Below are 23,942 nucleotides of genomic sequence, written 5' to 3'. Positions count from 1 at the left end.
CGGGTGAAATTTTGTCGCATCGCTCCCGATGAGTCCGATGCGCCTCTAGCGCGGCTGCCCGCCCCCCTCCCTCTCGCCCCGACGCGGCCCAGGCGCCGGCCCCCGTGGCCGGTTCCGACAGCCGCAAGCGGATCCCCGCAGCGATGGAATACGAGACAACCTCCCGGCTGCTTGCCGAAACGACCTGCGCCTTGGAGAAGGCGCGCCGACTCCTCGATTCGCTCCTCGAAGCGAAGACCGAGACCGAGCGACACCTCTCCCGGCTCCGCCGACCCGACGCCTTCGCCAGCGTCTCGGGCCGCTCCGCGATCGACAACGCGATCCTCTCGACCCAGCGACTGATCGAGTCGCTCGAGCGTGCGGCCGATCGGCTGGCGCGCAGCCAGTCGGTGTCCGTCAGCGACTCGGCGCTCGCTGGAGTCCGCTGAGCCCGGAAAGTCGCTAGCATCGCTCCCCGATGACGCAACCCACGCATTTCGCTGTTCGTCCGTCGCTCCTGCGCGCGCAGGAGCCCGTCGCGATGCGCCGACTGCACGACGGCGCGACGCTCCCGGTCCGCCAGACCCCGCTCTCGGCGGGCGTCGACCTGCCGGCCTGCATCGACGCGCCCGTGACCCTCCAGCCCGGCGACATCGCCCTCATCCCCACTGGTTGGGCCATCGCGATCCCGGCCGGCTTCGAGGGCCAGGTCAGGCCGCGGTCCGGCCTCTCGACCAAGCACGGCGTCACCGTGCCCAACGCGCCGGGCACCATCGACGCCGACTACCGGGGCGAATTGAAGGTCGCGCTCATCAACCTCGGCAGAGAGCCGTTCACCGTCGAGCACGGGATGCGCATCGCGCAACTCGTCATCGCTCCCGTCGCGCTCTGCGAGATCGTCGAGGTCGCGGAACTCCCGACCGATCCGCCGGAGGTCCGCCTCCGGGGCGAGGGCGGCTTCGGCTCCACGGGCATCCTGTAAACACCCCAGTGTGACGCGCGCGCTCCGGCGCACGAAAAACCCGAGGTCAGCCCGGGGTTTTTCTGCGCGTTCACGGCGGCGTTTCGCATCCGTGGTGGAGGTCCCGCGTTCCAGCGCGGGCGAAGGCCGAGAGACGAGACCAGAACCCCATGAAGACCCTCACCGCCGCAGTCCTTATCGCTGTCGCCGCGTCCGTTGTCCCCGCGACCAACGCCGCGCCCGAGATCCTGAACCTCGGCGTGCCGCCGGGCGCCTCCTTCGCCAACGGCTACGCGCTCAGCGCCGACGCGACGAGGGCGGTCGTGCAGGCCGGTCTGCGCTCGTTCGTCTGGATCGAGGGCGAGGGGTACACCGAGGTCATGCCCCTCCCGGGCCAGAGCTTCGCGATCGCCAACGCGATGAGCGCCGATGGGCAGGTCGTCGTGGGCACGAGCGGCTCGCGCGCCTTCCGCTGGACCGCCCCGGGCGGCGCGGTCGAATTGGCGTCGCTCATGCCCGGAGGGCCGGCGAACGCCTACGGCGTGAACACCGACGGCACGGTCGTCGTCGGGGGTACCGGCTCTCGCGCGGTTCGATGGGTGAACGGCGTGATCGAGGAACTGCCCAACACCTTCCCTTCGCAGACATTCGCCGAGGCGCGAGCCGTCAGCGCCGACGGCGCGGCGGTCGCCGGCTTCGGATCGGTCGCCACCAGCTCCACCCGGGCGTTGCGATGGACGGGCTCGCCCGCGACGCCGGAGAACCTTGGCGTCCTCACCGGGGCCAACTTCTCGCGCGCCGAAGCGATCAGCGCCGACGGATCCACAGTCACCGGCTACAGCCAGTCGCCCGGCGGGCCGCGCATGTTCCGCTGGACCGCGACCGACGGGCTCGTGAACCTCGGCACCGTGAACAACCTCACCGGCTCGTCGTTCGGCTACGGCGTGAACGCCGACGGCACGATGATCGTCGGCGAATCCGCGCAGGTCGGCGGCGCCCTCTGGACGCCCGACACCGGGCTCGTCTCCCTCGCCGACTTCCTCGTCATGAAGGGCGCCGACATCTCCGCCTACGCGGCTCTCAGCACGATCCGCGCCGTGACCCCCGACGGCGACGCGCTCGTCGCGACGGCGCTCACAGCAGGCGACCTCCAGACCGTCGCGATCGTCGTGCGAGGGCTCAACGCATCCAAGCCCTGCGACGGTGACACCAACGGCGACGGCGTGGTGAACTTCGCCGACCTCAACACCGTCCTCAGCCAGTTCGGCCAGACAGGGCAGGGCCTCGCGGGCGACGTCAACAACGACGGCGTGGTGAACTTCGCCGATCTCAACGGCACGCTGACCAACTTCGGCAGCACCTGCCAGAAGTAAGTCGGCAGGCAGAAGCACGGGGTGCTGGGGGTGGCGTGGTACGGCGCAGCCGTGCCACGAGATCTGTCTACGGCGCCTTCGCCGCGGGTGATGCTGCGACGGATTCCCCTACACTGCCCCCATGACCACCGGCGGTGACCCGATCTTCCTCCGCTCCCTCAACGACGCGCAGCGCCGCGCCGTGCTGCACGATTCCGGCCCGCTGGCGGTGCTCGCCGGGCCCGGCACGGGCAAGACGCGCGTGATCATCCATCGCGTCGCGCGCGCCGTCGCGCCGCGCGAGCAGGGGGGGCTCGGCGCGTCGCCCGAATCGGTGCTCGCGCTCGCCTTCACGATCAAGTCGGCGGAAGAACTGCGCCAGCGCCTCGCGTCGATGTTCGAGACGATGGGGCTGGGCGTGGGCGCCGCCGAGCGCGTCCGCGCGATGACGGTGCACTCGTTCGGCAGCCAGGTCGTGCGCCGCTTCGCCGACCGGCTGGGCCTGCCGCGCGAGGTGAAGGTGATGGACTCGGCCCAGCAGCGACGGATGCTGCGCTCGCTCGTCGCCGAGCACGACCTGTTCCGCTCGCAGGCGGCCACGGGGCGTGAGGCGGCCCTCGACGAGGCCATCGGGTTCATCTCCGCCTGCCGCGATGATTCCGTCACGACCCAGCGCTGCGCCGAGTGGGTCGCGCGTCGAGAATCGCTCATCGCAAAGGGGCTCGACCCCGAGCACAACGGCGCGGATGGCCAGCCATCGCCGGCCGACGCCGACCGGACCGCGGCGCTGCGCGCGGCCCTGCCCGCCCAGCGCGACATGGCCCGCCTGTTCGGGCTCTACGACGATCGCTGCCTGCGCGAGGGGCGCATCACGCTCGACGACTTCGTCGCGTTGCCCGTGCGTCTGCTCAGGAACGACCCCGCCTCCCGCGCAATCCTGCGCGACGAGTTCCGCCACATCGTCGTCGACGAGTTCCAGGACTGGAACGTCGCGCAGATCGAGCTGCTCACGCTCCTCGCGCCCGTCGCCCGGGAAACCGGCGCGCCCTCCGATGTCTGCGTGGTGGGCGACGACGACCAGGCCATCTACGGCTTCCGCGGCGCCGACGACCGGGCCTTCGCGCGCTTCGCCTCCCACTACCCCAACTCGACGACCGTCGCGCTCACCGAGAACTACCGCTCGGCGCCGGTCATCATCGAGACCGCCAACGCGATCATCGAGAGGGCGTCGTCGCGGTTCGACGAGAGCAAGACGATCGTCGCCGGCAGGCCGGATCACCCGGGCTTCGCCGACGCGCGCGTCGAGGGCGTCGAGCACGACCCGAAGGCCGGCGAGAGCGACGGCGCCGCCATCGCCGCGATGATCCTGCACGATCGCGCCGAAGCCACGGACCGGGACGAGCCCCGCCCGTGGAACGCCTACGCGGTCATCGCGCGCTCCGGCTCGCACCTCGACCAGATCGGCGCCGAACTCGCGGTGCAGAACATCCCCACGGCGCGCCGCGAGCGCTCCGGCGCGCTCGAGGACGAGTTCGTGAAGGACCTGCTCGCGTGGATCGAGGCGCTCACCGACCCGCGGTGCGCGCCCGGCGCCGGCCCGCGCCGGATGCTCACGCGCCCGCCCGTCGGCGTGCCTCTGGACGATGTGATCCGCTACGAGCGCGAGCACCGCGTCATGGTCGAGCAGTCGGACGAGACGCGCGGGTACCTCGAATGGCTGACGCTCGCGCACCGCACGGACCCTCGCATCGGGCGGTTCGTCGAAACATGGGACGCGCTGCGCGCGTTCTGCGCCGAACACCCGGCCGATGTCGCGATCGACCAGATCTGCCGACGCGCCATCTTCCCGGCGCTCGACCTGCTCGAGACGCACGACCGCCTCCGCAGCGGCACACGCCTCGCGAGGTTCGTCGCGTTCGTGCGCGCCAAGCAGCCCAACCTCGACGCGCCGGGCGACCTGCGCGAGTGGCGCGCGTATTTCAACGACCTCGATGAGAAAGAACGAGAACGCCTGTCCGACAGCGGCGAGAACGCCCTTCGCGCCCCCGACGACGACGCAGGCGAGGGCGTGCAACTGCTGACGGCGCACGCCGCGAAGGGGCTCGAGTTCGACACGGTCTTCCTGCCGCGCGTCTGGCCCAGCCAGGGCACGTTCCCGTCGACCAACGCCGACGGGAAGGCGCCCCTGCCCCCCGACCTCCGTCAGCGCGGCGACTCGATCGCCGCCGACGAAGAGCGCCGGCTGTTCTATGTCGCCTGCACGCGCGCCGAGCGCCGGCTCGTGCTCCTCGCCAAAGCCAAGAAGGGCAAGACGACCACCAGCAAGATGGGCGACTACTTCCTCGAACTCGCGTACAACGCCGGGGCGGGCATCCGCGCCGCCGTCGTCAGCGCGGGCGACCTGATGCGCCGCGCCGGCGTCGAGCCGGCGCCGGTCGTCGCCGACGATCAGCCGACCGACGCCGACCGCTCCGCGCTGCTGGATCGCGCCGAGCGTTCGTACCGGGAAGAGGCGGCGGAACTGTTGTTCGCCGCCGGTTCGGCCGACGCCGACGAGAACGCGCTGCAGCGCGTCGACGCCGGGCTCTCGCGCGCGGCGCGCCGGATGGCCGCGATCGCGAAGATCCGCGCGTCGGGTCTGCGCATCGACGCGGCGGGCTCGCTGGCGGAGGGCGACGAGCGCCTGCGCCGACTCCTCGAACGCGTCGTGGCCGGCGCGAGGGGCCCGGAGCGTCTGCGTCCGATGCAGGCGCCTCTGTTCCTGAGTTACAGCAAGCTCGCCGACTTCGAGCGCTGCCCGCGCTGCTTCTATGTGAAGTACGAGCTCGAGCTGGACGAGGCCAGGACCACCGAGCTGTCGATGGGCCATCTCGCGCACCTCGCGCTGGACAACTTCTACCGCGAGCGCCGGGCTGCCGAGGCCGACGGGCGCTTCCCGCCCGGCAAGGACCGGCTCCTCGAGCTCGGGCGCATCGAGTACGAGCGCAGCGAGGCGAGCCGCGCGCCCGGGGGACGCGTGATCCGCGAGCAACTCCTCGCGCAGCTCGTGAACGCGATGGACAAGCTCCACGACGACAGCGATCAGGTGCTGCACACCGAGCTGCAGATCCGCATGCCCTTCCGGCTCGAGGGCGACGCGCCGGGCGCGAGGCCCCACCTCTTCACGGCGAAGATCGACCGCGTCGACCTCGCCCCCGGGGGCGGCTTCCGGGTCATCGATTACAAGACCGGAAAGGCAACCAAGACCAAACTCGAGATCAAGAATGATGACCTGCAGATGGCGCTCTACGCGCTCGCGGTCTCGTGGTGGAGCGAATCGGGAGCGCAGCGCGACCCCGACGAGGCGCTTCCGCTCTCGAACGCATCGCCGATGGGCGAGGCGGTGCGACTCGGCGAGATCGAGCCCATCCCGGGCGTCGCGGAGTACTGGGTCCTCTCCACGGGCCAGCGCGGCGTCATCGGCTTCGACGCGCTCAACCTGAAGAAGGTCGTGAAGACTGTCGAGGGGTACGCCGCGAAGATGCTCGCCGGGGAATACAAGAAGGGCAGCGATCGCGACTGCAAGGGGCTGTGCGACTACCTCGGGGGGTGAGCGATCACCCCGCGTGCCCGCGGCGCACCGCGTTCGCGGTCATGAGCAGGTAGGCGCCGATCAGGATCCACCACAGCCCGCCGCCGATGCCGGCGCCCATGTAGGACAGCACGCCCATGCCGATCAGCACGACGCCGAAGCCCATGCCCAGATTGGCCGACACGCGCGTGGCCCACTGGATCTTGCCGGTGACCGCCCACAGGATCGAGCGCAGCACGCGCCCGCCGTCGAGGGGGAACGCCGGGATCATGTTGAACACCAGCAGGGCGAGGTTGATGAACCCCAGGTAGAACACGACCGACGTCAGCCCCGGCGTGACGCCGGCGCCCTCGAGCCCGTAGCCGAGCCCATAGAACCCGGCGCCCAGCAGCAGACTCACGAGCGGGCCGGCGAGGGCGACGGTGGCTTCCTCGGATGGCTTCCGCGGCGCCGCGTACATCTCGGCCAGCCCGCCGAAAAGATGGAGCGTGATCGCGCCGGTGGGGATGTGACGACGCCGCGCCTCGAGCATGTGCCCGACCTCGTGGAGGAGGACCGAGCCGAACAGCCCCAGCGCGCCGAGCACGCCCATGACCAGGTACGCGCTGTCGTCGTACCCGGGCGCCGCGAAGGGGAAGTACCCCGCCGACAGACGCCACACGATGAGCAGCACGATGATGAACCAACTCGCGTCGGCGTAGACGGGGAAGCCCAGGATGGTGAACAGGTAGAAGCGGGAGCCCATTGGGGAGAGTAGGCAGCAGGGAATAGGGAGCAGGGAGCAGGGCAGTGGGGTCGGGGCCACGCCTCTTCCTGCTGCCCGCTCCCTGCTCCCCGCTCCCTTCCCCCACTAGACTCGCCCCTATGACCAGCCCCACCGTCGCGATCAACCGGCTCCGTGAACTCAACGAGGAATACCAGCAGCAGGAGCGTCAGATCCGGCTGGGTGGTGGCCCCAAGGCGATCGACCGCCAGCACGAGAAGGGCCGGCTCACGGCCCGCGAGCGCATCGACCGGCTCGTCGACGACCCCCAGCGCTTCGTCGAGATGGGGCTCTGGGCCGCCTTCAACATGTACAAGGAGCACGGCGGCGCCTCGGGCGCCGGCGTCGTCACCGGGGTCGGGCCCGTCGAGGGGCGCCTGTGCATGATCGTCGCCAACGACGCCACCGTGAAGGCCGGCGCGTTCTTCCCGGCGACCTGCAAGAAGATCATCCGCGCCCAGCGCATCGCCCACATGGCCCACATGCCCCTGCTCTACCTGGTCGACAGCGCGGGCGTCTTCCTGCCTTTGCAGGAAGAGGTCTTCCCCGACACCGACGACTTCGGGCGCATCTTCCGCAACAACGCGGTGATCTCGGCCGACGGCCTGCCGCAGATCGCCGCGATCATGGGCTTCTGCGTCGCGGGCGGCGCCTACCTGCCAGTCCTCTGCGACAACATCCTGATGACCGAGGGCTCGGGCCTCTACCTCGCCGGCCCCGCGCTCGTGAAGGCGGCCATCGGCCAGCAGGTGACCGACGAGGAACTCGGCGGCGCCGCGATGCACGCCAGCGTCTCGGGCACCGTCGACTTCAAGGAGAAGGACGACGAGTCGTGCATCCGGCGCATCCGCGCGCTGGTCGCCGCGTTCAACAAGGCGACCCCCCGCGCCGACGCGATCGACCCCTCGGCCCCCGCCCCGGCCCGCGCCGCCGACGAGGTCTATTCCCTCTTCACCGACAAGCCCGGCGCCCAGTACGACACCCGCGAGATCCTCAAGACCTTCGTCGACGACGGCTCGTTCGAGGAGTACCGCGCCGACTACGGCGGGTCGCTCGTCTGCGCCTACGCGCGCATCAAGGGCCAGAACTGCGGCATCGTCGCCAACCAGAAGAAACTCGTGAAGCCCGCCGCCGGGGGCATCCAGATCGGGGGCGTGATCTACCACGACTCCGCCGAAAAGACCGCGCGCTTCATCATGGACTGTAACCAGAAGCGCATCCCGATCGTGTTCGTGCACGACACCACCGGCTTCATGGTCGGGCGCGAGAGCGAGCAGCACGGCATCATCCGCGCCGGCGCCAAGATGGTCAACGCGATGAGCAACTGCGTCGTCCCCAAGATCTCGCTCATCATCGGGGGCAGCTACGGCGCCGGGAACTACGCCATGTGCGGGCGCGCGTTCGACCCCTTCCTGACCTACGCGTGGCCCGGCAGCAAGTGCGCCGTGATGGGCGCCGCCCAGGCGACGGGCGTGCTCGCGACGATCGAGGAGAAATCGCGCGAGCGCAAGGGCGAGACCATCGACGAGGCGACGCACAAGGCGATCCTCGACGCGGTGCGCGAGAGCTACACCGAGCAGCAGGACATCCGCCACGGGGCTGCCCGCGGCTGGCTCGACCGCGTCATCCAGCCCCACAACACGCGCGACGAACTGGCGGCGGCGCTGGCGATGACGAGCAACTGGCCCAGCGAGCGGGAGTTCCGGACGGGAGTGCTGCAGACTTGAAATGGTCGAAAGATCAGGTCGAGTTGTCGTCCCACGCGTTGGAACAGATGGGCGCGAGAGGGATCGGCCGGGAGCAGGTTGAGGCGGTTCTCGCCGCCCCGGAAGCGGTTCTGGATGTCCGGGAGGGCCGTGTGGTGGCCCAGGCGGTCCTGGAAGTCGCGACCGAGCAACGCCGATACCTCTATCGCGTGTTCGTCGACATTGACCGTGAACCCGCCGTCGTTGTCACGGCGTACCGTACGAGTCAGATCGAGAAGTATCGGAACCGCCCATGATCGTCTCTTACGACCAACATACTGACACTCTTCGCGTTGTCTTCCGCGACGGACCCGTCACCGAAAGCGACGAGGACAAGCCCGGCGTCATTCTCGACTATGACGCCGAAGGCAACCTCGTGTCCATGGAGATCCTCGACGCTTCGCGCCGTGTGACGAATCCGCGTTCGGTTGAGGTGAGAGCTTCGGCTTGAATTGTGGGCTTCTGCGGTCCGGGCGATGACGAGCAACTGACCGCGCAGGCACGAGGTTAGGATAGAGGTTTTGCAGACTTGAACGATCAACGCGTCGCCGTCGCCTGCTCTCGCGAGGAACTCGGCTGCGCCGAGGACCGCTTCGTGCTCGACGCCTTCGCGCGTCTGGGGGTCGAGGCGGTCCACGCGGTGTGGGACGACCCGGCGGTCGAGTGGGCGTCGTTCGCCGCCGTCGTCGTGCGCCACACCTGGGACTACTACCGCGGCAGGCGCGACGCGTTCTGCGAGTGGGCGCTTCGCGTCTCGACCAAGACGCGCCTCTTCAACGGCGCCGAGACCATCTGGCGCAACACGCACAAGTTGTATCTGAAGCAACTCGAGGCCCGCGGCGTGCCGGTGATCCCGACGCTGTTCACGCGCCGGGGCGAGCCGCGCGTGGACCTGCGCCAGGTCGTGCGCGAGGCGGGGTGGGACGGCTCCGGGGGGCCCGGGGGCTCCGGGGGTTCCGGGGGTGGGGTGATCAAGCCGGCGATCGGGGGCGCCGCGTGGGGGTTGCGGGTGTTCGGCGCGAACGACATCGACGAGGCGGAGGATCACCTCGCGCGGCTGATGGAGACGGGCGACGCGCTGGTGCAGCCGCTGATCCCGAGCATCCGGACCAAGGGCGAGACCTCGCTGATGTTCGTGGACCGGATCTTCACGCATGCGGTGCGCAAGGTGCCGGCCGGCGACGATGTGCGCTGCCAGGACGACCACGGCGGCGCCGTGTTCGCGCACGAGCCGGGCGCGCGCGAGATGGAGGTCGCGCGTCGCTGCACCGACGCGTGGATCGCGGAGACGGGCGAGATCCCGCTGTACGCGCGCGTGGATCTGATCGATGTTTCCGAGCCGGGTGATCCCTCTTTGCGCGCCGAGGACGCGCGCGTCACGCTGCGCGACCCGCGCGTGGTGGAGTACGAAGTGGTGGAGCCGGAGATGTTCTTCCGCTTCAAGCCGGGGGCGGCGGACGCGCTGGCGCGCGCGGTGGTGCGCGAGGTGGGGTGAGCCGCTTCCCCTCCGGCCCCCTCTCCCCCGAGGGGAGAGGGCTGGGGTGAGGGGTTTCGAACTGCGCGGTGCGCTCGACCGCGCGATCTTCCCTTGTGCCTTGTGCCTCATCCCTCGTGGCTTCCGAGACACACCCCTCACCTGGCTCGCTGCGCTCGCCGTCCTCTCCCCGCAAGCGGGGCGAGGGGGCGGGAGTTGCGGTATTCTGGGATCATGCCGGTTCCCCGGGCTACGGATGAGAAGATCGAACGCGCGAAGATGCTGCGCGCACAGGCGTCGGTCCCCGAGCGAGTGCTGTGGTCGAAGGTCCGTGATCGCAAGCTCGGGGATCTGAAGTTTCGCAGGCAGCAGGCGATCGGCCACCTCGTGGTAGATTTCTATTGCGCTGACGCGCGGCTCGTTGTCGAACTCGACGGCGACCACCATGGAAAGACCCGCGTCGCCGACGCGGCACGGGACGCGTTCTTGCACGCGCAGGGTCTTGAGGTCGTGCGCCTCAGCGTGCGCGACTTCATGAAGCATCAGCACGCGTCGCTCGAGTACATCCTGCGCGTCGCGCGATCCCGGCTCCCCTCCGGCCCCCTCTCCCCCGAGGGGAGAGGGCTGGGGTGAGGGGTTTCGAGCTGGCCGTTGTGATCGTTTGCGCGATCTTCCCTTGTGCCTCGTGCCTCATCCCTCGTGGCTTCCGAGACACACCCCTCACCTGGCTCGCTGCGCTCGCCGTCCTCTCCCCGCAAGCGGGGCGAGGGGGCGGGACGGGCGCACCGGTCAGATCTCGTGGCACGGCTGCGTCGTACCACGCCACCCCTTGTCCTCTCTTCCTGCTCCCCACTCCCTGCTCCCTGCTCCCTCCCTGCCGAAAAACCTAACAAAGACCTTGCAACCGCTCTTGATGTCCGCTATATATGGTGGTGTGCCGCCGCGGTGGGCGTGGCGGGTCCGGAACCGACAGGCAATGAGAGAACAGAGATGGCAGACAACAGCAACATGCCCAAGGGGCTCGTGCCGCACCTCGTGGTCGACGGGGCGGCCAAGGCGCTGGAGTTCTACGCGAAGGCGTTCGGGGCGGAGGAGACCTGCCGCATGCCCTCGCCCGACGGGCGTCTGATGCACGCGGAGATGACGATCGGCGACCAGACGATCTTCCTGTGCGACGACTTCCCCGAGTACTGCGGCGGGAAGTCGCGCACGCCCACGGCGCTGGGCGGTTCGACGGTGACGATCCACCGGTATGTGAAGGACTGCGACGCCGCGATCGCGAAGGCCGAGAAGGCCGGCGCGACGGTGCTGATGCCGGCGGAGGACATGTTCTGGGGCGACCGCTACGGCAGCGTGACAGACCCGTTCGGGCATACCTGGTCGTTCGCGACGCACATCAAGGACATGACGCCCGACGAGATGGCCGAGGCGGGCAAGGCGGCGTTCGGGGGGTGAGGCGCACGGGTATCCTGCAGGAGTCGAAATCCGACCCCGGGAGCCCCGGTCATGAGCGAACCGCCGCCGTCGCCATTCCGTGTAGAGGTTGAACGCGCGCTGCGCGAAGGGCGTTACGCCGAGGCGATGTCGATGCTTGAATCCCCCGCGGCGCTCGAAGAGCAACGCGGGTTTCTTTTGTACTCGCGTGGCTGGGCGCTGGCGTACCTCGACCGCGAGGAAGAAGCGCTTGCCTGCTTTGAAGAGGCGCGGACGATCCGCGACGACTGGCCCGGCCCGCGCGGCTGGATCGGCTACCTGCTGTATGTCCTCGACCGCAACGAGGAGGCGGTCGAGGTCCTGCAAGGCGCGATCGGGCGTTGGCCCGACGATGCGGTTCTCCACTATCGGCTCGGCAACGCGATGCACGGCGCCGGTCGAAAGGAGGAAGCGGTCCGTGCGCTCAAGCGCTCACTGGAGCTGGATCCGGATCAAGTCGATGCGTTGCTGGCGCTCGCGTGGTCGCTCAGGGAAGAGGGTGAGTTCGAGCGAGCGCTGGAACTCGCCCAGAAGGCGGCGACGCTGGCCCCGGACAACGCCGATACCTGGTGCGCGATCAGCGATCTCGCGGATCAGTTAGGCATGTGGGAACTGTTGCTCAGCACGATGCGGCATCGGGCTGTGATCGAGCCGACGAACGCCCAGATGTGGGTCAATCTAGGCGTCGCATACTCGGTGAACGGCCTGCTCGACGAGGCGATCGACGCGTGGACGAAGTCGCTCTCGCTCGATCCGACGGACGCGTACGCGCACTGCAATCTCGGGTGCGCCCTCATCGAACGCGGCGATGTCGAGGCGGGCATCGCCGAAGTCGAGCGCGCGCACGCCAATGATCCCGACCATACGCGAACATGCGATCGGATGCGGAAAGCACTCCGACGGCGACGGTGCGACGAGGTGAGCGAGCTCTTCGAGCGAGAAGACTTTCTTGGCGCGAAGGGTTTTCTGCTCGGGGTGATCGCGTCGGATGACGGATCGTCCGAACTGTGGAGCCACCTCGGCTACGCGCATCTCGAACTCGACGAATATCAGCAGGCGATCGAAGCATACCGGCGCAGTCTCACGATCTGGGAGAGCAACCCGAACGCATGGCATTCGCTCGCCTGCGCGTACTGGGAAGTTGAAGACATGGCGAACGCGATCAAAGCGTACCGTCGGTCGGCCGAGATTGATCCTGAGGACGAGCGGAACTGGTTGTGCCTTGGAAAGATCGCCCTCGACCAGGGCGATCCGAAAGCCGCAGAAGAGCACTTCCGACGAGCGATCAGGATCGAAGGCGAAGCGCCGGAGATTTGGTATTGGCTCGGTCGGGCGCTTGCCGAGCGAGGCGATCGATCGGGAGCAATTCGGATGATGGAACGGGCGCTGGAGTTCGACCCGGAGAACGAGTTTCTTGAGGATCAGATCGAAGCTCTCAGGAAGCAGAACACCCGCTGGTGGCGTCGCTGAGCGTGCGGCGATGGGAGGGGGCGCATCCGGGCAATCTATGTTGACACTGCAACACGGCGTCTGCGATGACGCCTGCCGCGATTCGCCGACCAATGGTGTAGACTTCTCAAAGCATGGCCGAGCGTGTCCGCATCACCGATGTTTCGCCCCGCGACGGGCTCCAGAACGAGCGCGGCGTGGTGTCGACCGGCGACAAGGTTCGTCTGGTCGGCGCCCTGCTGCGCGCCGGGCTGGATGAGGTCGAGGTGAGCAGTTTCGTGTCGCCCCGGTGGGTGCCGCAGCTGGGGGACGCGGCGGGGGTGTTTGAGAGTGTCGCGAAGTTGTTGGGGGACCCTCCCCCTGCCCCCTCCCGCAAGCGGGAGGGGGTCGCAGACATGTCCCCCTCCCGCTTGCGGGAGGGGTTAGGGGAGGGCGTCTTTCCAAAGGTCCGCATCCCTCGCGAGCGAGAAACAGTGAATCGCGCGAGGCGCCTGCGTCGCGATTCGACCTGGCCGGAACGCACGCTGTGGTCGGTGCTGCGCGACAAGAAAGTTGGAGGGCTTCGCTTTCGAAGACAGCACCCGATCGGGCCGTACATCGTGGACTTCTTTTGCGCATCGCACGCGATCGCGATCGAGGTCGACGGCGAGTCTCACATGCGCGTCGAGCGCGGCGAGCACGACAAACGACGCGAGCAATGGCTCCGCGAGCAGGGTGTACGCGTGCTGCGGTTCTCGAACGATGAAGCGTTGCGCGATCCCGTGAAGATCGCGGAAGCGGTGTTGACATTCATTCGGCGATCTAGCGAAGACCCTCCCCCTGCCCCCTCCCACAAGTGGGAGGGGGGAAAGATCTGGTCCCCCTCCCGCTTGCGGGAGGGGTTAGGGGAGGGTCTTCGGACGCCCTTGCTTTCGGCCCTCGTTCCCAACGAGAAGGGTTTCGACGCCGCGTGCGAGGTGAACGCGAAGGCGGGGCGGATGCTCATCGGGAAGGTGTCGGTGTTCACCGCCGCGAGCGAGACCTTTTCGAGGAAGAACACGAACGCGAGCGTCGACGAGACGATCGAGCGGTTCGCGGCGTTCGTGCCGCGGGCGTTCGGGATGGGCTTCGGAGTGCGGATGTATGTCTCGTGCGTGGTGGCGTGCCCGTTCGAGGGCCCGATCGCGCCGGGCGCGGTGCGGCGGGTCGTCGACAAACTCCGCGCGATCGTGCCGCCGGGGCACGAGGGCGAGATCGACCTGGGCGACACGATCGGTGTGGCGCACCCGGCGGACATCGCGGCCCTGCTGGGCGAGTTCGACGCGCGCGAGCGGGGCGAGTTGACGCTGCACCTGCACGACACCTTCGGGCGTGCGGGCGAGTGCGTACGTGCGGCGCTGGAGATGGGTGTGCGATCGTTTGATGGATCGGTCGCCGGGCTGGGCGGGTGCCCGTACGCCGGGACGCCGGAGAAGCCGGCGCCGGGGAACATCTCGACCGAGACGCTGGTGCGCGCGGTGCGCGACGCGGGGTTCGCGTGCGCCGTCGATGACGACGCGCTGCGCGGGGCGGCGTCGATCGCGCGCGAGATCGTGGCGCGGGCCAGGGCGCAGGAAGGGGCGAGCGCATGATCCGCGTCGAGCACGAACCGGTGAGTGGAGGGAGCGGCGGCGGCGAGATCGCGACGATCGTTCTCGATCGCGCCGACAAGCGCAACGCGCTCACGCCCGACATGCTCCACAACCTGCGCGTCGCGGTCGACCACGCCGGGCACGAGCATCACGCGCGCGCCGTCGTGCTGCGCGGCGAGGGGCAGGCGTTCTGCGCCGGGTTCGACCTGTCGCTCTGCCAGGACGACCCGCTCGCGATGCGCGCCATGCTCACCGGCCTGAGCAACACCATCCGCGCGCTGCGCAGGTGCCCGTGCCCGGTGGTGATCGCGGCCCACGGGGCGGCGATCGCCGGGGGCTGCGCGCTGCTTGGCGGCGCGGACTTCGTCGTGACCGACGCGCACGCGAAACTCGGGTATCCGGTGACGCGCCTGGGCGTGTCGCCCGCGGTGAGCAGCCCGTTCCTGCGCCAGAGCGTGGGCGACGGCAACGCGCGGGCGCGCCTGCTCGATTCGGAACTCATCGACGGTCGGCGCGCGTGCGCGATCGGGTTGGCGCACGAATGCGTGGAGCGGGCGGAGGATGTGCTTGCTCGCGCGATGGGGGTTGCGCGGGCGTTCGCGGCCAAGCCGCCGCACGCGCTGCACCAGACGAAGCGGTGGCTGAACGAACTGGACGGCTCGCTTGATGAGCGGGCGATCGACGGCGCGCTGCACGCGTCGCTGGGGCTGACGGGCGGCGAGGAGGAGCGAGAACTGCTCGCCAGGATGTGGGAGAAGCGACCGTGAGCGTGAACGAACTGGCGTTGTTGTCGATCGAAGGCCGCGTCGCGACGCTGACGCTCAACCGTCCGGAGCAGCGCAACGCGATGTCGCGGGACCTGCTCACGGCGCTCTCTGAGCGCGTGCGCGAACTGGCGTCGCGCGCCGATGTGTCGGTGTGCGTGATCACGGGCGCCGGCAAGAGTTTCTGCGCCGGGATGGACCTCAAGGCGGTGCTCGATGTCCCCGGCGCGCCGGGGGAGATGCTGCGGCTCATCGCCGAACTGACCCACGCCATCCGGAACCTGCCGATGGTCACGGTGGCGCGGATCAACGGGGCGGCGATCGGGGGCGGGTGCGGGCTCGCGTGCGTGTGCGACTTGGGCGTCGCGCCGCCCGACGCGAAGCTGGGATATCCGGAAGTGGACCTTGGCGTGTGCCCGGCGGTGGTGGCGCCCTGGCTGGTGAAGAAGATCGGCGCCGGGCAGGCGCGCCGGGTGCTGCTCGAGGGCGGGCTGATGGACGGGCGGCGTGCGCACGACCTGGGCCTGATCACGCACCTCGCCCCTTCGCAGGACGAGCTGGACGCGACGGTCGACGAACTCGTCGGTCGGCTTTCGAAGGCGGGCCCGATGGCGCTGCAGACGACGAAGCGCTGGATGAACACGCTCGACGGGTCGGACGATCTCGAGGTCCTCCTGCGCGGCGCTGAGTTATCGGCCCGCGTGGTCGAGAGCGACGAGGCAAGAGCCGGGCTCAAGGCCATGTTCGCACGGAGGTGAGCGGGCGGTGGCTTTCCCCGGGTCTGGGTGATCGTGTGCGAGGGTTGGCAACCCGCTGAAGCGACCGGTGCGAATCGACGATGTTCCGGAGTCACCCGGTCGGGTACCGCTTTCGGCGCCGCGTCGTTCTCGCGCATGGGCACCATCGAAACCGCCATCTCGATCGCCGGGGAGATGAAGTACACCTTCTTCCCGGCCCCGCTCGCGTCGCTCTCCAACGAGACGCTCGAGGTGGATCTGTATCTCGTCCACGGCGAGGGGCGCGAGCCGGCGCTCTACCGGGGGTCGGGCCTGCCCTTCACCCCGCACGACGCGGTGCGTCTGGCCGAGACGGGCGTGAAATATGTCTACATCCCCCTCGCGCAGCACGGCGCGTACCGGCGGATGCTGATGAGCACGACCGAGCGCCTTTTCGCGGACAAGGGCGTGGCGGTGAAGGAGCGCGGCAAGATCGTGCGCGCCACCTGCTCGAAGATCATCGAGGATGTGCTGATGTTCCCCGGCTGGCCCGAGGCGGTGGACGCGGTGGAAGAGATCTCGGTGTGCTTCACGAGGTGGGCCGAGGAAGCGCAGCACGAGTTCTCGTATGTGCTGGATATGACCGCGCACGATTTCTACACGACGACGCACATGGTGAATGTCGGCGTGGGGTGCGGGATGCTCGCGAAGGAGCTCCGCCCGGGAGACGCGGACTTCCTGAAGCTGGTGTTCGAGGGCGGGCTGCTGCACGACCTGGGCAAGCGGGGCGTGCCGGAGGAGATCCTGAACAAAGAGGGCAAGCTCACCGACGAGGAGTGGGCCGTGCTCAAGGTTCATCCCGCGAAGGGGTACGACGAGCTGCGCGACCGCGAGGGCGTCTCGGCGGTCGTGCTCGAGATGACGCGCGACCACCACGAGAAGCTCGATGGATCGGGGTATCCGAACGGGCTCAAGGGCGACCAGATCTCGTTCCACGCGCGCCTCTGCGGCGTGGTGGACATCTACGACGCGCTGACCACGGCTCGCCCGTATCGTGGTCCGATTCCGCCGATGAAGGCGCTGTCGATGATGCGCGAGGAGGCGGGCCCCAAGCTCGATCCCGACATCTTCGAGGCGTGGGAGGCGCTGGTGCACAAGCTCCTGCGCGACGACCCGGCCAGGGCGGTGGGGGGGCGGGCCGGATCGATCGCGACGGTGACGGCGGCGCCCCGCGCCGACGAGCCGCGAAAGCACACCGGCGACGAGAAACGCGGCCACCCCCGGCGCGTCTGCCGCCTGCGCGGGGAGGCGTGCTTCGAGTACCGCGGCAAGCAGGTCGGCCCCGAGGTCGGCGAGTGGTACCCGGTGAACATCGTGGACATCAGCCAGAGCGGGCTGGGCCTGCGGTTCGAGTTCGCCCCGTCCAAGGGCGACTTGATCCGGGTGCGGATCCCCCAGCCGAGCGGGCACCCGCTCGAGCGCGAGGGGGAGATCGTCCGGGTGCGTCAGGACCCCGGGGGGGCCTATCTGGTGGGTATGCGGTTCACGCGGCTCATGTCCTCGGCGGCGTGACCGTCCGGACGCCGCGGCTCCTTTCGGGCGTGAATCCCGACCGGGGGGCGAGCGAAGGTTCCTATACTCAGGGTCGTCGATGGCGTGGGCCTCGGCGGAAAGTCCCTCTTAGGAACGCGCATGCCGTCTGATCTGCTGTCCTTCCATCGTGAATCGACGGGCCCGGCCGCGGGTGTCGTGACGCTGCATCTCGAGCAGGAGGGCAAGCCGGTGGTCGTGCTCAACCGGGCCTTTCTGGAGAAGCTCGACCGCACGCTGGACGCGATCGGGCAGCCCGAGAAGGGCTTCGTGCTGGCGAGCGACGCGCCGCGCGCGTTCGTCGCCGGGGCCGACCTCGCTGAGATCGACGGGCTGAACGACCAGGAGCTCGATGAGTATCTGAAGCTCGGCACGCGCGTCTACGGGCGGATCGCGGCGTTCAAGTGCCACACGGTGGCGGCGATCAACGGCGCGACGCTGGGCGGCGGGCTCGAGTTGGCGATGCACTGCGACACGCTGGTCGCGGCGATGCCGAAAGGGACCGCCGAGAAGCCCCCGAGGCCCTATCCCATCGGCCTGCCCGAAGCGGGTCTGGGCATCTGCCCGGGCTGGGGCGGCACGGCGATGCTGCCGTCGCGCATGGACCCGGCGCGGGCGATCCTGATGACGGCGACCGGCCAGACCATGAGCGTCATCGAGGCGCGCGAGGCGGGGCTCATCAGCCAGCTGCTCGACAACCCCGACGACCTGCTGCCCCTCTCGTGCGAGCGCGCGGCGACGGGGCTGTCCGGCTCGGTCGCGGGCCACAAGAACCACGAGGCGCGCAACATCTCGATGGAGCGGTTCAGCGTCGACGCGAGGGCCGGGCTGAAGCGCGCGATGCCGGACTTGCCGGCGACCCCGGCCGCGCAGGCGGTCGCCGAGTGCGTCGACGCCGGGCTGAGCGGGGGCTGGAAGAAGGCGCTCGAGTGCGAGCGCCGGAACCTGATCCGGCTGCGTCACACCCCCGAGGCGCGCCGGGCGATCGAGGCGTTCTTCGCGAAGTCGAAGGCCTGAACGCGAGCAAAGCAACCACGCGTGGGCCGGCGAAGGCCCGTCCACGAGTTTCGACCAGTGATTGAAAGGAAGACCCAGACATGGCAGATCTGAAGAACCTCAAGGGCATCTCCGAGAAGGACCGCAAGATGATCGCCGACGCCGAGCAGATGCTCGGGCCGGACCCTTCGGAGATGGGGTTCATCAAGAACCTGTTCTGGGGCAACTTCCGCGAGGATCTGGTGTTCCCGTACCCCGAGAGCGCTGCTGAAGAGACGGCGCGCTGCGATCAGCTCCTCGCGCGACTCGACGAGTACATGCGCAACGAGCACCCCTCGGTCCAGATCGATCAGGAGCAGGAGATCCCGCGCTGGGTCATCGACCGGCTCTTCGAGATGGGCGTGCTGGGCATGACCATCCCCCGCGAGCACGGCGGCGGCGGGCTGGGCATCACCTCGTACAACCGCGTCCTCGAGCGCATCGGCGCGTCGTGCGGGAGCACGGCGGTGCTGGTCTCGGCGCACCAGTCCATCGGCTGCAAGGCGGTCATGCTCTTCGGCACCGACGAGCAGAAGAAGAACTGGCTGCCCAAGCTTGCCACCGAGTGGGTCAGCGCGTTCTGCCTCTCCGAGCCCAACGTCGGCTGCGACGCCGGCGGGCAGGAGACCCGCTGCGAGTGGAACGAAGCCGAGCAGTGCTACATCCTCAACGGCGAGAAGAAGTGGGCCACCTCGGGCGCCATCTCGGGCCTGTTCACCGTCATGGCCAAGCAGAAGATGCCCGACGGCAAGGACAAGGTCACCGCCCTGGTCTGCACGCCCGACATGCCCGGCATCGACATCTTCCAGAAGAACCGCAGCAAGTGCGGCATCCGCGGCACGTGGCAGGCGCGCATCCGGTTCACCAACGTCCGCGTGCCCAAGGCCCATCTCATGCACAAGGAAGGCCGCGGCCTGAACGTCGCGCTGACCTGCCTGAACTACGGTCGCTGCACCCTCTCGGCGGGCATGCTGGGCGGCGCCAAGGCCGCGATGGACCAGGCGATCAAGTGGTCGCAGACCCGCTACCAGTTCCAGCGCCCGCTGGCGGACTTCGAGCTGGTGCAGCAGAAGGTCGCGCGCATGGCCGCGTACACCTACGCGATGGAATCCATGCTGTACATGACCACGGGCATGCTCGATCGCCACGACGACGACATCATGCTCGAGACCGCGATCTGCAAGGTGTTCTGCTCCGAGTACGGCTGGCGGACCGTCAACGACGCCATGCAGATCATGGGCGGCGAGTCGTACATGACCGAGAACCAGATCGAGCGCATCTTCCGCGACTCGCGCATCAACATCATCGTCGAGGGCGCCAACGAGGTCATGCAGTCGTTCATCTTCGCCTACGGCGGCAAGCAGCTCGCCGAGCAGATGGTCGGCGTGCGCGACGCGATGGCGTGGAACAAGGAGCAGGGCGTGGGCGCGAACCTCGCTCGCGTCCTGCGCAACGGCACGAACCCTGTGATCGTCGGCAAGGCGATCCCGCTCGGGCTCGAGCTCTTCCTGGGCATCAAGCGGGCCGCCCCTCAGGTCACCAAGCTGCACGCGTCGCTCGCGTCGCAGGGCGATCGCGTGGGTCAGCTCACGCGAGACCTCTCGCACGCGTTCAAGAAGATGAGCAAGGTCCACGAGGAGAACCTGCTCAACCGCCAGGTCGTGCAGGCGCGCATCGCGGACTGCGCGATCATGATCCACGCCATGACCTGCTCGCTGTCGCGACTCGATCGCGACCTGCGCGCCGGCGCCGAGGGCGTGGAGTTCGAGCGCGACCGCGCCGCCTGCATGCACTTCTGCGACATGGCGGAGGTTGAGTTCCGGCGCCTGATGCGCGAGCTGACCTCCAACGCCGACGCCTCGATGGCCAGGGCGTCGGAGGCGGCCCTCAAGCTCAGCGACACCCTCCCCAACTCGCAGTTCTCGATCCCCGAGCGCAGCCCGGTCGCCAAGGGCACCGGGCGCGAGCTCAACCAGCAGGGCATCAAGCAGTTCCCCGGCACCCGCTTCGAGGGCGACCCGACCTTCCACGGCTCGGGCGGCACCAGCAGCGGGTCGGGCGTCTCGGCGGTCGAGAAGCTGCACTGACCGCGCGATCCACCCTCCCGCCCCCCGGGGAGGGCCCGGCCCGAACCCCTCCAGGCCCGCGCCCCGCCGGGCTCCGGGGCACTTTGCGCCCGCCCCGGCCTACCCTTGTGCACGCGCACGGCGTGCGCCCGTTTCCAGCCATCCACCAGCCGCGCCCGACGCGCGACCGGAGTTCATGATGCCCATCAGGACCGATTTCGAAGGCAAGATCGAGTACGTGCAGATCCTCGACGAGACCGGCAAGTTCGACGAGAAGCTCGGCAAGGGCCTGCTCACCGACGCGCAGGTCGTCGAGCTCTACGAGCACATGTCGATCTGTCGCCACCTCGACGAGATCGCCTTCAAGCTGCAGCGCTCCGGGCGCATGGGCACCTACCCGCAGAACAAGGGACAGGAGGCGGCGGCGGTCGGCACCGCCCAGTGCCTCAAGAAGGGCGACTGGATCGTCCCCTGCTACCGCGAGAACGCGGCCCTGTTCATGCACGGGCTGCCCATGGAGAAGATCCTCCTCCACTGGATGGGCGACGAGCGCGGCAACCAGATCCCCGAGGGCGTGAACATCACCCCGATCTCGATCCCCATCGGCACGCACATGCTCCACGCCGCCGGCATCGCGTGGGCGGGCAAGCTCCGCGGCGAGGACATGGTCGTCGCGACCTACTTCGGCGACGGCGCGACCTCTGAGGGCGACTTCCACGAGGCGATGAACTTCGCGGCGGTGCTCAAGGTCCCGGTGATCTTCGTCTGCCAGAACAACTCGTGGGCGATCAGCGTGCCCAGCAGCAAGCAGTTCAAGTGCGAGACGCTCGCGCAGCGCGCGTTCGCCTACGGCATGCCGGGCATCCGCTGCGACGGCAACGACGTGTTCGCCGTCAACAAGGTGATGAAGGACGCGGTCGCGCGTGCCCGCGCCGGCGAGGGCCCCTCGTTCATCGAGGCCGTGACCTATCGCCTGGGCGACCACACCACCGCCGACGACGCGCGCCGCTACCGCGACCCGGAAGAGGTCGAGAAGTGGATCAGCCGCGACCCGCTGATCCGCACGCGCAAGTACCTCGAGAAGAAGAAGGCCTGGACCGAAGCCAAGCAGAAGGCCCTCGACGAGAAGGCCAAGGAGCTCGTGGCGCAGGTCGTCAAGAACGCCGAGGGCATCGAGAAGCCGGCGATCGACGACATCTTCGACTACACCTTCGCCGACCTGCCCGCCGAGATCGTCCGCCAGCGAGAGACGATGAAGACCCACGGGCTCGGGCAGTTCCCCGAGCAGGAAACGCTGTCGCGGGTAAAGCAGTATTCGTGAATGAGGCAGCAGGGAGCAGGGAGCCGGCAGCAGCCGGATCTTCCTTCTCTCGCCGCTGCCTGCTCCCCACTCCCTACTCCCTTCACAGACTCACGCCACCACACCGATCGCCCAACCCCGACGCGGTCGTTCACAGAGACTGACTCATGGCCAACCTCACCCTCGTTCAAGCGATCAATCTGGCTCTCGCGCAGGAGATGGAGAAGGACGAACGCGTCGTCATCCTGGGCGAAGATGTCGGCAAGAACGGCGGCGTGTTCCGCGTCACCGAGGGGCTGCAGGCCCGCTTCGGAGAGGAGCGCGTCGTCGACAGCCCCCTCGCCGAGTCGGGCATCATCGGCAGCGCGATCGGCCTCGCGATCGCCGGCATGCGCCCCGTCCCCGAGATCCAGTTCGACGGGTTCCTCGGGCCGGCGTACGACCAGATCGTCAACCACGCCGCCCGCTATCGCACCCGCTCGCGCGGCGCGATCACGGTGCCCCTCACCATCCGCGTGCCGGTCCAGGGCGGCATCCACGCCCCCGAACTCCACAGCGACTCGCCCGAGGCGATCTACGCCCACCACCCGGGCATCAAGGTCGTCATGCCCTCGTCGCCCTACGACGCGAAGGGCCTGCTGATCGCCGCGATCCGCGACCCCGACCCGGTCATCTTCTTCGAGCCCAAGCGCGTCTACCGCTCGTTCCGCGAAGAGGTGCCCGAGGACGAGTACACCATCCCCATCGGCAAGGGCAAGATCGTCAGCGAGGGCACGGACCTCACCGTCGTCACCTGGGGCGCGCCGGTCTACCAGTGCCTGGCGGCGATGGACAACCTGCCCGAAGACCTGTCGGTCGAACTCATCGACCTGCGCACGATCTATCCCTACGACGAGGACATCATCCTCGAATCCGTCGAGAAGACCGGTCGCTGCGTGATCGTGCACGAGGCGCCCAAGACCTGCGGCTTCGGGGCGGAACTCGCCACGATGATCCAGGAGCGCGCCTTCCTGCACCTCAAGGCCCCCATCCAGCGCGTGACGGGCTTCGACACGGTCATGCCCTACTACAAGCTGGAACTGGACTACCTGCCCGAGGCGCCGCGGATCCAGGAGGGGATCTTGGCGTGTGCGAATTACTGAGGGAGCAATGGGATGGCAATTGGTCTGAGATCCGATGAGGAACCGATAGCCCGTTGCTTCGTCTGCAGTCGACCGCACGAGGGGTGGTGTCGTTGCGAGTTTTTCCGTTCCGCATCTGTCGCTATGTGATATAGTCTTGTCATTATGACATCGGGCTTCGATGAAAATCTGCCAATAGACCCTCACGAACGGTTCATATACCTCTCGCAATCGCATTTCGAGGTTGTTCGCGAAGCGGTTCAGCGCGGCGCAAAGGGCGGCGTCTCCGAAAAATCCTACAATGCTGCGATTGAGTTGTATGCATTGCTCAAGGCATCGGCGGAGTATCTGGGACTTTCTGTGCCAAAATGGCAACCGACTGGTGACAAATCCAGGGACTTCTCGGCGATATATCAGGTTGTGTCGCCGGCAATTTCATCGTCTAAAGAAAAGATACGCATCCGGACTATTCACGACACGTTGAACGAGAGAGTTGCCTCGTACTCATCGGTGTGGGAAAACCTCCCCACGATGGACAATGCTCGATATAAAAATATTTTGCAACAGAAGATTAATGATCTGCGACAGGCCGTTAATCTCTCTGATCTTCCTGATGAACACAAGGATCGCATCCTTCGGCGACTGAATGATCTTCAGAAAGAAATGGATAAGCGCAGTCCACGCATTCAGGATGTGTGGTATGGCGTGTGTACGACTGCGGCTATGTGCGCCGAGTTGGGTGGTGGTCTGGCAATGATTATTGATCCCATGACCCGACTGCTCAACGCGGGTACGGGCCTGCTTGCCGAAGTCAACAAAATGTCCTATGCATCGTATTTAGGTGGGCTCTCGCTTCCGGCTCCGAGACCCGAGAAGACGGGTCTCGATAGCGATGGCGAGTCCTCGCCTAAGCCGTAAGGAAAGTGGTTTGCCGCTGATACTTTGTGCATGTTGAAGTCTTTATACCAAAGAA

General features: G+C 68.0%; 21 protein-coding genes. 20 read left to right on the top strand and 1 reads right to left on the bottom strand.

From position 1 onward, the window contains the following. The first annotated feature begins 143 nt into the window (after positions 1–143). The 4 genes from KF684_06440 to KF684_06425 all read left to right on the top strand — a co-directional run bounded on the left by KF684_06440 (position 144) and on the right by KF684_06425 (position 5,884). The gene (locus KF684_06440) at positions 144–428 is read left to right on the top strand and encodes a hypothetical protein (protein ID MBX3352556.1); all 285 of its coding nucleotides are present in this window, start codon (positions 144–146) and stop codon (positions 426–428) included. 92 nt (positions 429–520) lie between these two features. Continuing rightward, positions 521–961: a dUTP diphosphatase gene (gene dut, locus KF684_06435; GenBank protein ID MBX3352555.1), complete on the top strand. Its 441-nt coding sequence runs from the start codon at positions 521–523 to the stop codon at positions 959–961. A gap of 149 nt (positions 962–1,110) precedes the next feature. Continuing rightward, positions 1,111–2,313 carry a hypothetical protein gene (locus KF684_06430; GenBank protein MBX3352554.1) on the top strand — a complete coding sequence of 401 codons (1,203 nt, stop codon included), beginning with the start codon at positions 1,111–1,113 and terminating at the stop codon, positions 2,311–2,313. Positions 2,314–2,434: 121 nt separating this feature from the next. Further along, positions 2,435–5,884 carry an ATP-dependent helicase gene (locus KF684_06425; protein MBX3352553.1) on the top strand — a complete coding sequence of 1,150 codons (3,450 nt, stop codon included), beginning with the start codon at positions 2,435–2,437 and terminating at the stop codon, positions 5,882–5,884. Positions 5,885–5,888: 4 nt separating this feature from the next. Here the strand turns inward: KF684_06425 and KF684_06420 are convergent, their stop codons facing one another. Beyond that, positions 5,889–6,608, bottom strand: coding sequence for a site-2 protease family protein (locus KF684_06420; protein MBX3352552.1), 720 nt, complete (start codon positions 6,606–6,608; stop codon positions 5,889–5,891). A gap of 119 nt (positions 6,609–6,727) precedes the next feature. Here KF684_06420 and KF684_06415 point away from each other — a divergent pair, with 119 nt between their 5' ends. From KF684_06415 to KF684_06340, 16 genes are all read left to right on the top strand, one after another. Further along, positions 6,728–8,353 carry an acyl-CoA carboxylase subunit beta gene (locus tag KF684_06415; GenBank protein MBX3352551.1) on the top strand — a complete coding sequence of 542 codons (1,626 nt, stop codon included), beginning with the start codon at positions 6,728–6,730 and terminating at the stop codon, positions 8,351–8,353. Further along, positions 8,350–8,628, top strand: a complete 279-nt coding sequence (locus KF684_06410; protein ID MBX3352550.1) for a DUF4258 domain-containing protein — start codon at positions 8,350–8,352, stop codon at positions 8,626–8,628. The genes KF684_06415 and KF684_06410 overlap by 4 nt, the downstream gene beginning before the upstream one ends. After that, positions 8,625–8,822 carry a DUF2283 domain-containing protein gene (locus KF684_06405; GenBank protein MBX3352549.1) on the top strand — a complete coding sequence of 66 codons (198 nt, stop codon included), beginning with the start codon at positions 8,625–8,627 and terminating at the stop codon, positions 8,820–8,822. Before KF684_06410 ends, KF684_06405 begins: the two co-directional genes overlap by 4 nt. A gap of 78 nt (positions 8,823–8,900) precedes the next feature. Then, positions 8,901–9,866, top strand: a complete 966-nt coding sequence (locus tag KF684_06400; GenBank protein MBX3352548.1) for a hypothetical protein — start codon at positions 8,901–8,903, stop codon at positions 9,864–9,866. A 213-nt stretch (positions 9,867–10,079) separates the two neighbouring features. Continuing rightward, complete coding sequence (locus tag KF684_06395) at positions 10,080–10,478, top strand: DUF559 domain-containing protein (protein MBX3352547.1); 399 nt, start codon at positions 10,080–10,082, stop codon at positions 10,476–10,478. 357 nt (positions 10,479–10,835) lie between these two features. Continuing rightward, entirely contained in the window at positions 10,836–11,300 is a 465-nt protein-coding gene (locus KF684_06390) for a VOC family protein (GenBank protein ID MBX3352546.1), read from the top strand. A gap of 51 nt (positions 11,301–11,351) precedes the next feature. Then, positions 11,352–12,788, top strand: coding sequence for a tetratricopeptide repeat protein (locus KF684_06385; protein ID MBX3352545.1), 1,437 nt, complete (start codon positions 11,352–11,354; stop codon positions 12,786–12,788). A gap of 113 nt (positions 12,789–12,901) precedes the next feature. Next, complete coding sequence (locus KF684_06380) at positions 12,902–14,377, top strand: DUF559 domain-containing protein (protein MBX3352544.1); 1,476 nt, start codon at positions 12,902–12,904, stop codon at positions 14,375–14,377. Next, a complete protein-coding gene (locus tag KF684_06375; GenBank protein MBX3352543.1) occupies positions 14,374–15,144 on the top strand; it encodes an enoyl-CoA hydratase/isomerase family protein in 771 nt (256 codons plus the stop codon). Before KF684_06380 ends, KF684_06375 begins: the two co-directional genes overlap by 4 nt. Further along, the gene (locus KF684_06370) at positions 15,141–15,899 is read left to right on the top strand and encodes an enoyl-CoA hydratase/isomerase family protein (GenBank protein MBX3352542.1); all 759 of its coding nucleotides are present in this window, start codon (positions 15,141–15,143) and stop codon (positions 15,897–15,899) included. Before KF684_06375 ends, KF684_06370 begins: the two co-directional genes overlap by 4 nt. 135 nt (positions 15,900–16,034) lie before the next feature. Then, complete coding sequence (locus KF684_06365; protein MBX3352541.1) at positions 16,035–17,429, top strand: PilZ domain-containing protein; 1,395 nt, start codon at positions 16,035–16,037, stop codon at positions 17,427–17,429. Between the two features lie 120 nt (positions 17,430–17,549). Beyond that, complete coding sequence (locus KF684_06360) at positions 17,550–18,464, top strand: enoyl-CoA hydratase/isomerase family protein (protein MBX3352540.1); 915 nt, start codon at positions 17,550–17,552, stop codon at positions 18,462–18,464. 80 nt (positions 18,465–18,544) lie between these two features. Continuing rightward, complete coding sequence (locus KF684_06355) at positions 18,545–20,569, top strand: acyl-CoA dehydrogenase family protein (protein MBX3352539.1); 2,025 nt, start codon at positions 18,545–18,547, stop codon at positions 20,567–20,569. Between the two features lie 178 nt (positions 20,570–20,747). After that, the gene (gene pdhA, locus KF684_06350) at positions 20,748–21,869 is read left to right on the top strand and encodes a pyruvate dehydrogenase (acetyl-transferring) E1 component subunit alpha (protein ID MBX3352538.1); all 1,122 of its coding nucleotides are present in this window, start codon (positions 20,748–20,750) and stop codon (positions 21,867–21,869) included. A gap of 146 nt (positions 21,870–22,015) precedes the next feature. Beyond that, positions 22,016–22,990, top strand: a complete 975-nt coding sequence (locus KF684_06345; GenBank protein MBX3352537.1) for an alpha-ketoacid dehydrogenase subunit beta — start codon at positions 22,016–22,018, stop codon at positions 22,988–22,990. Positions 22,991–23,134: 144 nt separating this feature from the next. Beyond that, positions 23,135–23,887, top strand: coding sequence for a hypothetical protein (locus tag KF684_06340; GenBank protein MBX3352536.1), 753 nt, complete (start codon positions 23,135–23,137; stop codon positions 23,885–23,887). The last annotated feature ends 55 nt before the right edge of the window (positions 23,888–23,942 follow it).

This window comes from Phycisphaeraceae bacterium, assembly GCA_019636675.1.
In the GTDB taxonomy this organism is placed as follows: Bacteria; Planctomycetota; Phycisphaerae; order Phycisphaerales; family UBA1924; genus JAHBXC01.
The sequence above is the reverse complement of the archived record's forward strand: the minus strand, read 5'-3'. Positions and strand labels throughout refer to the sequence as shown.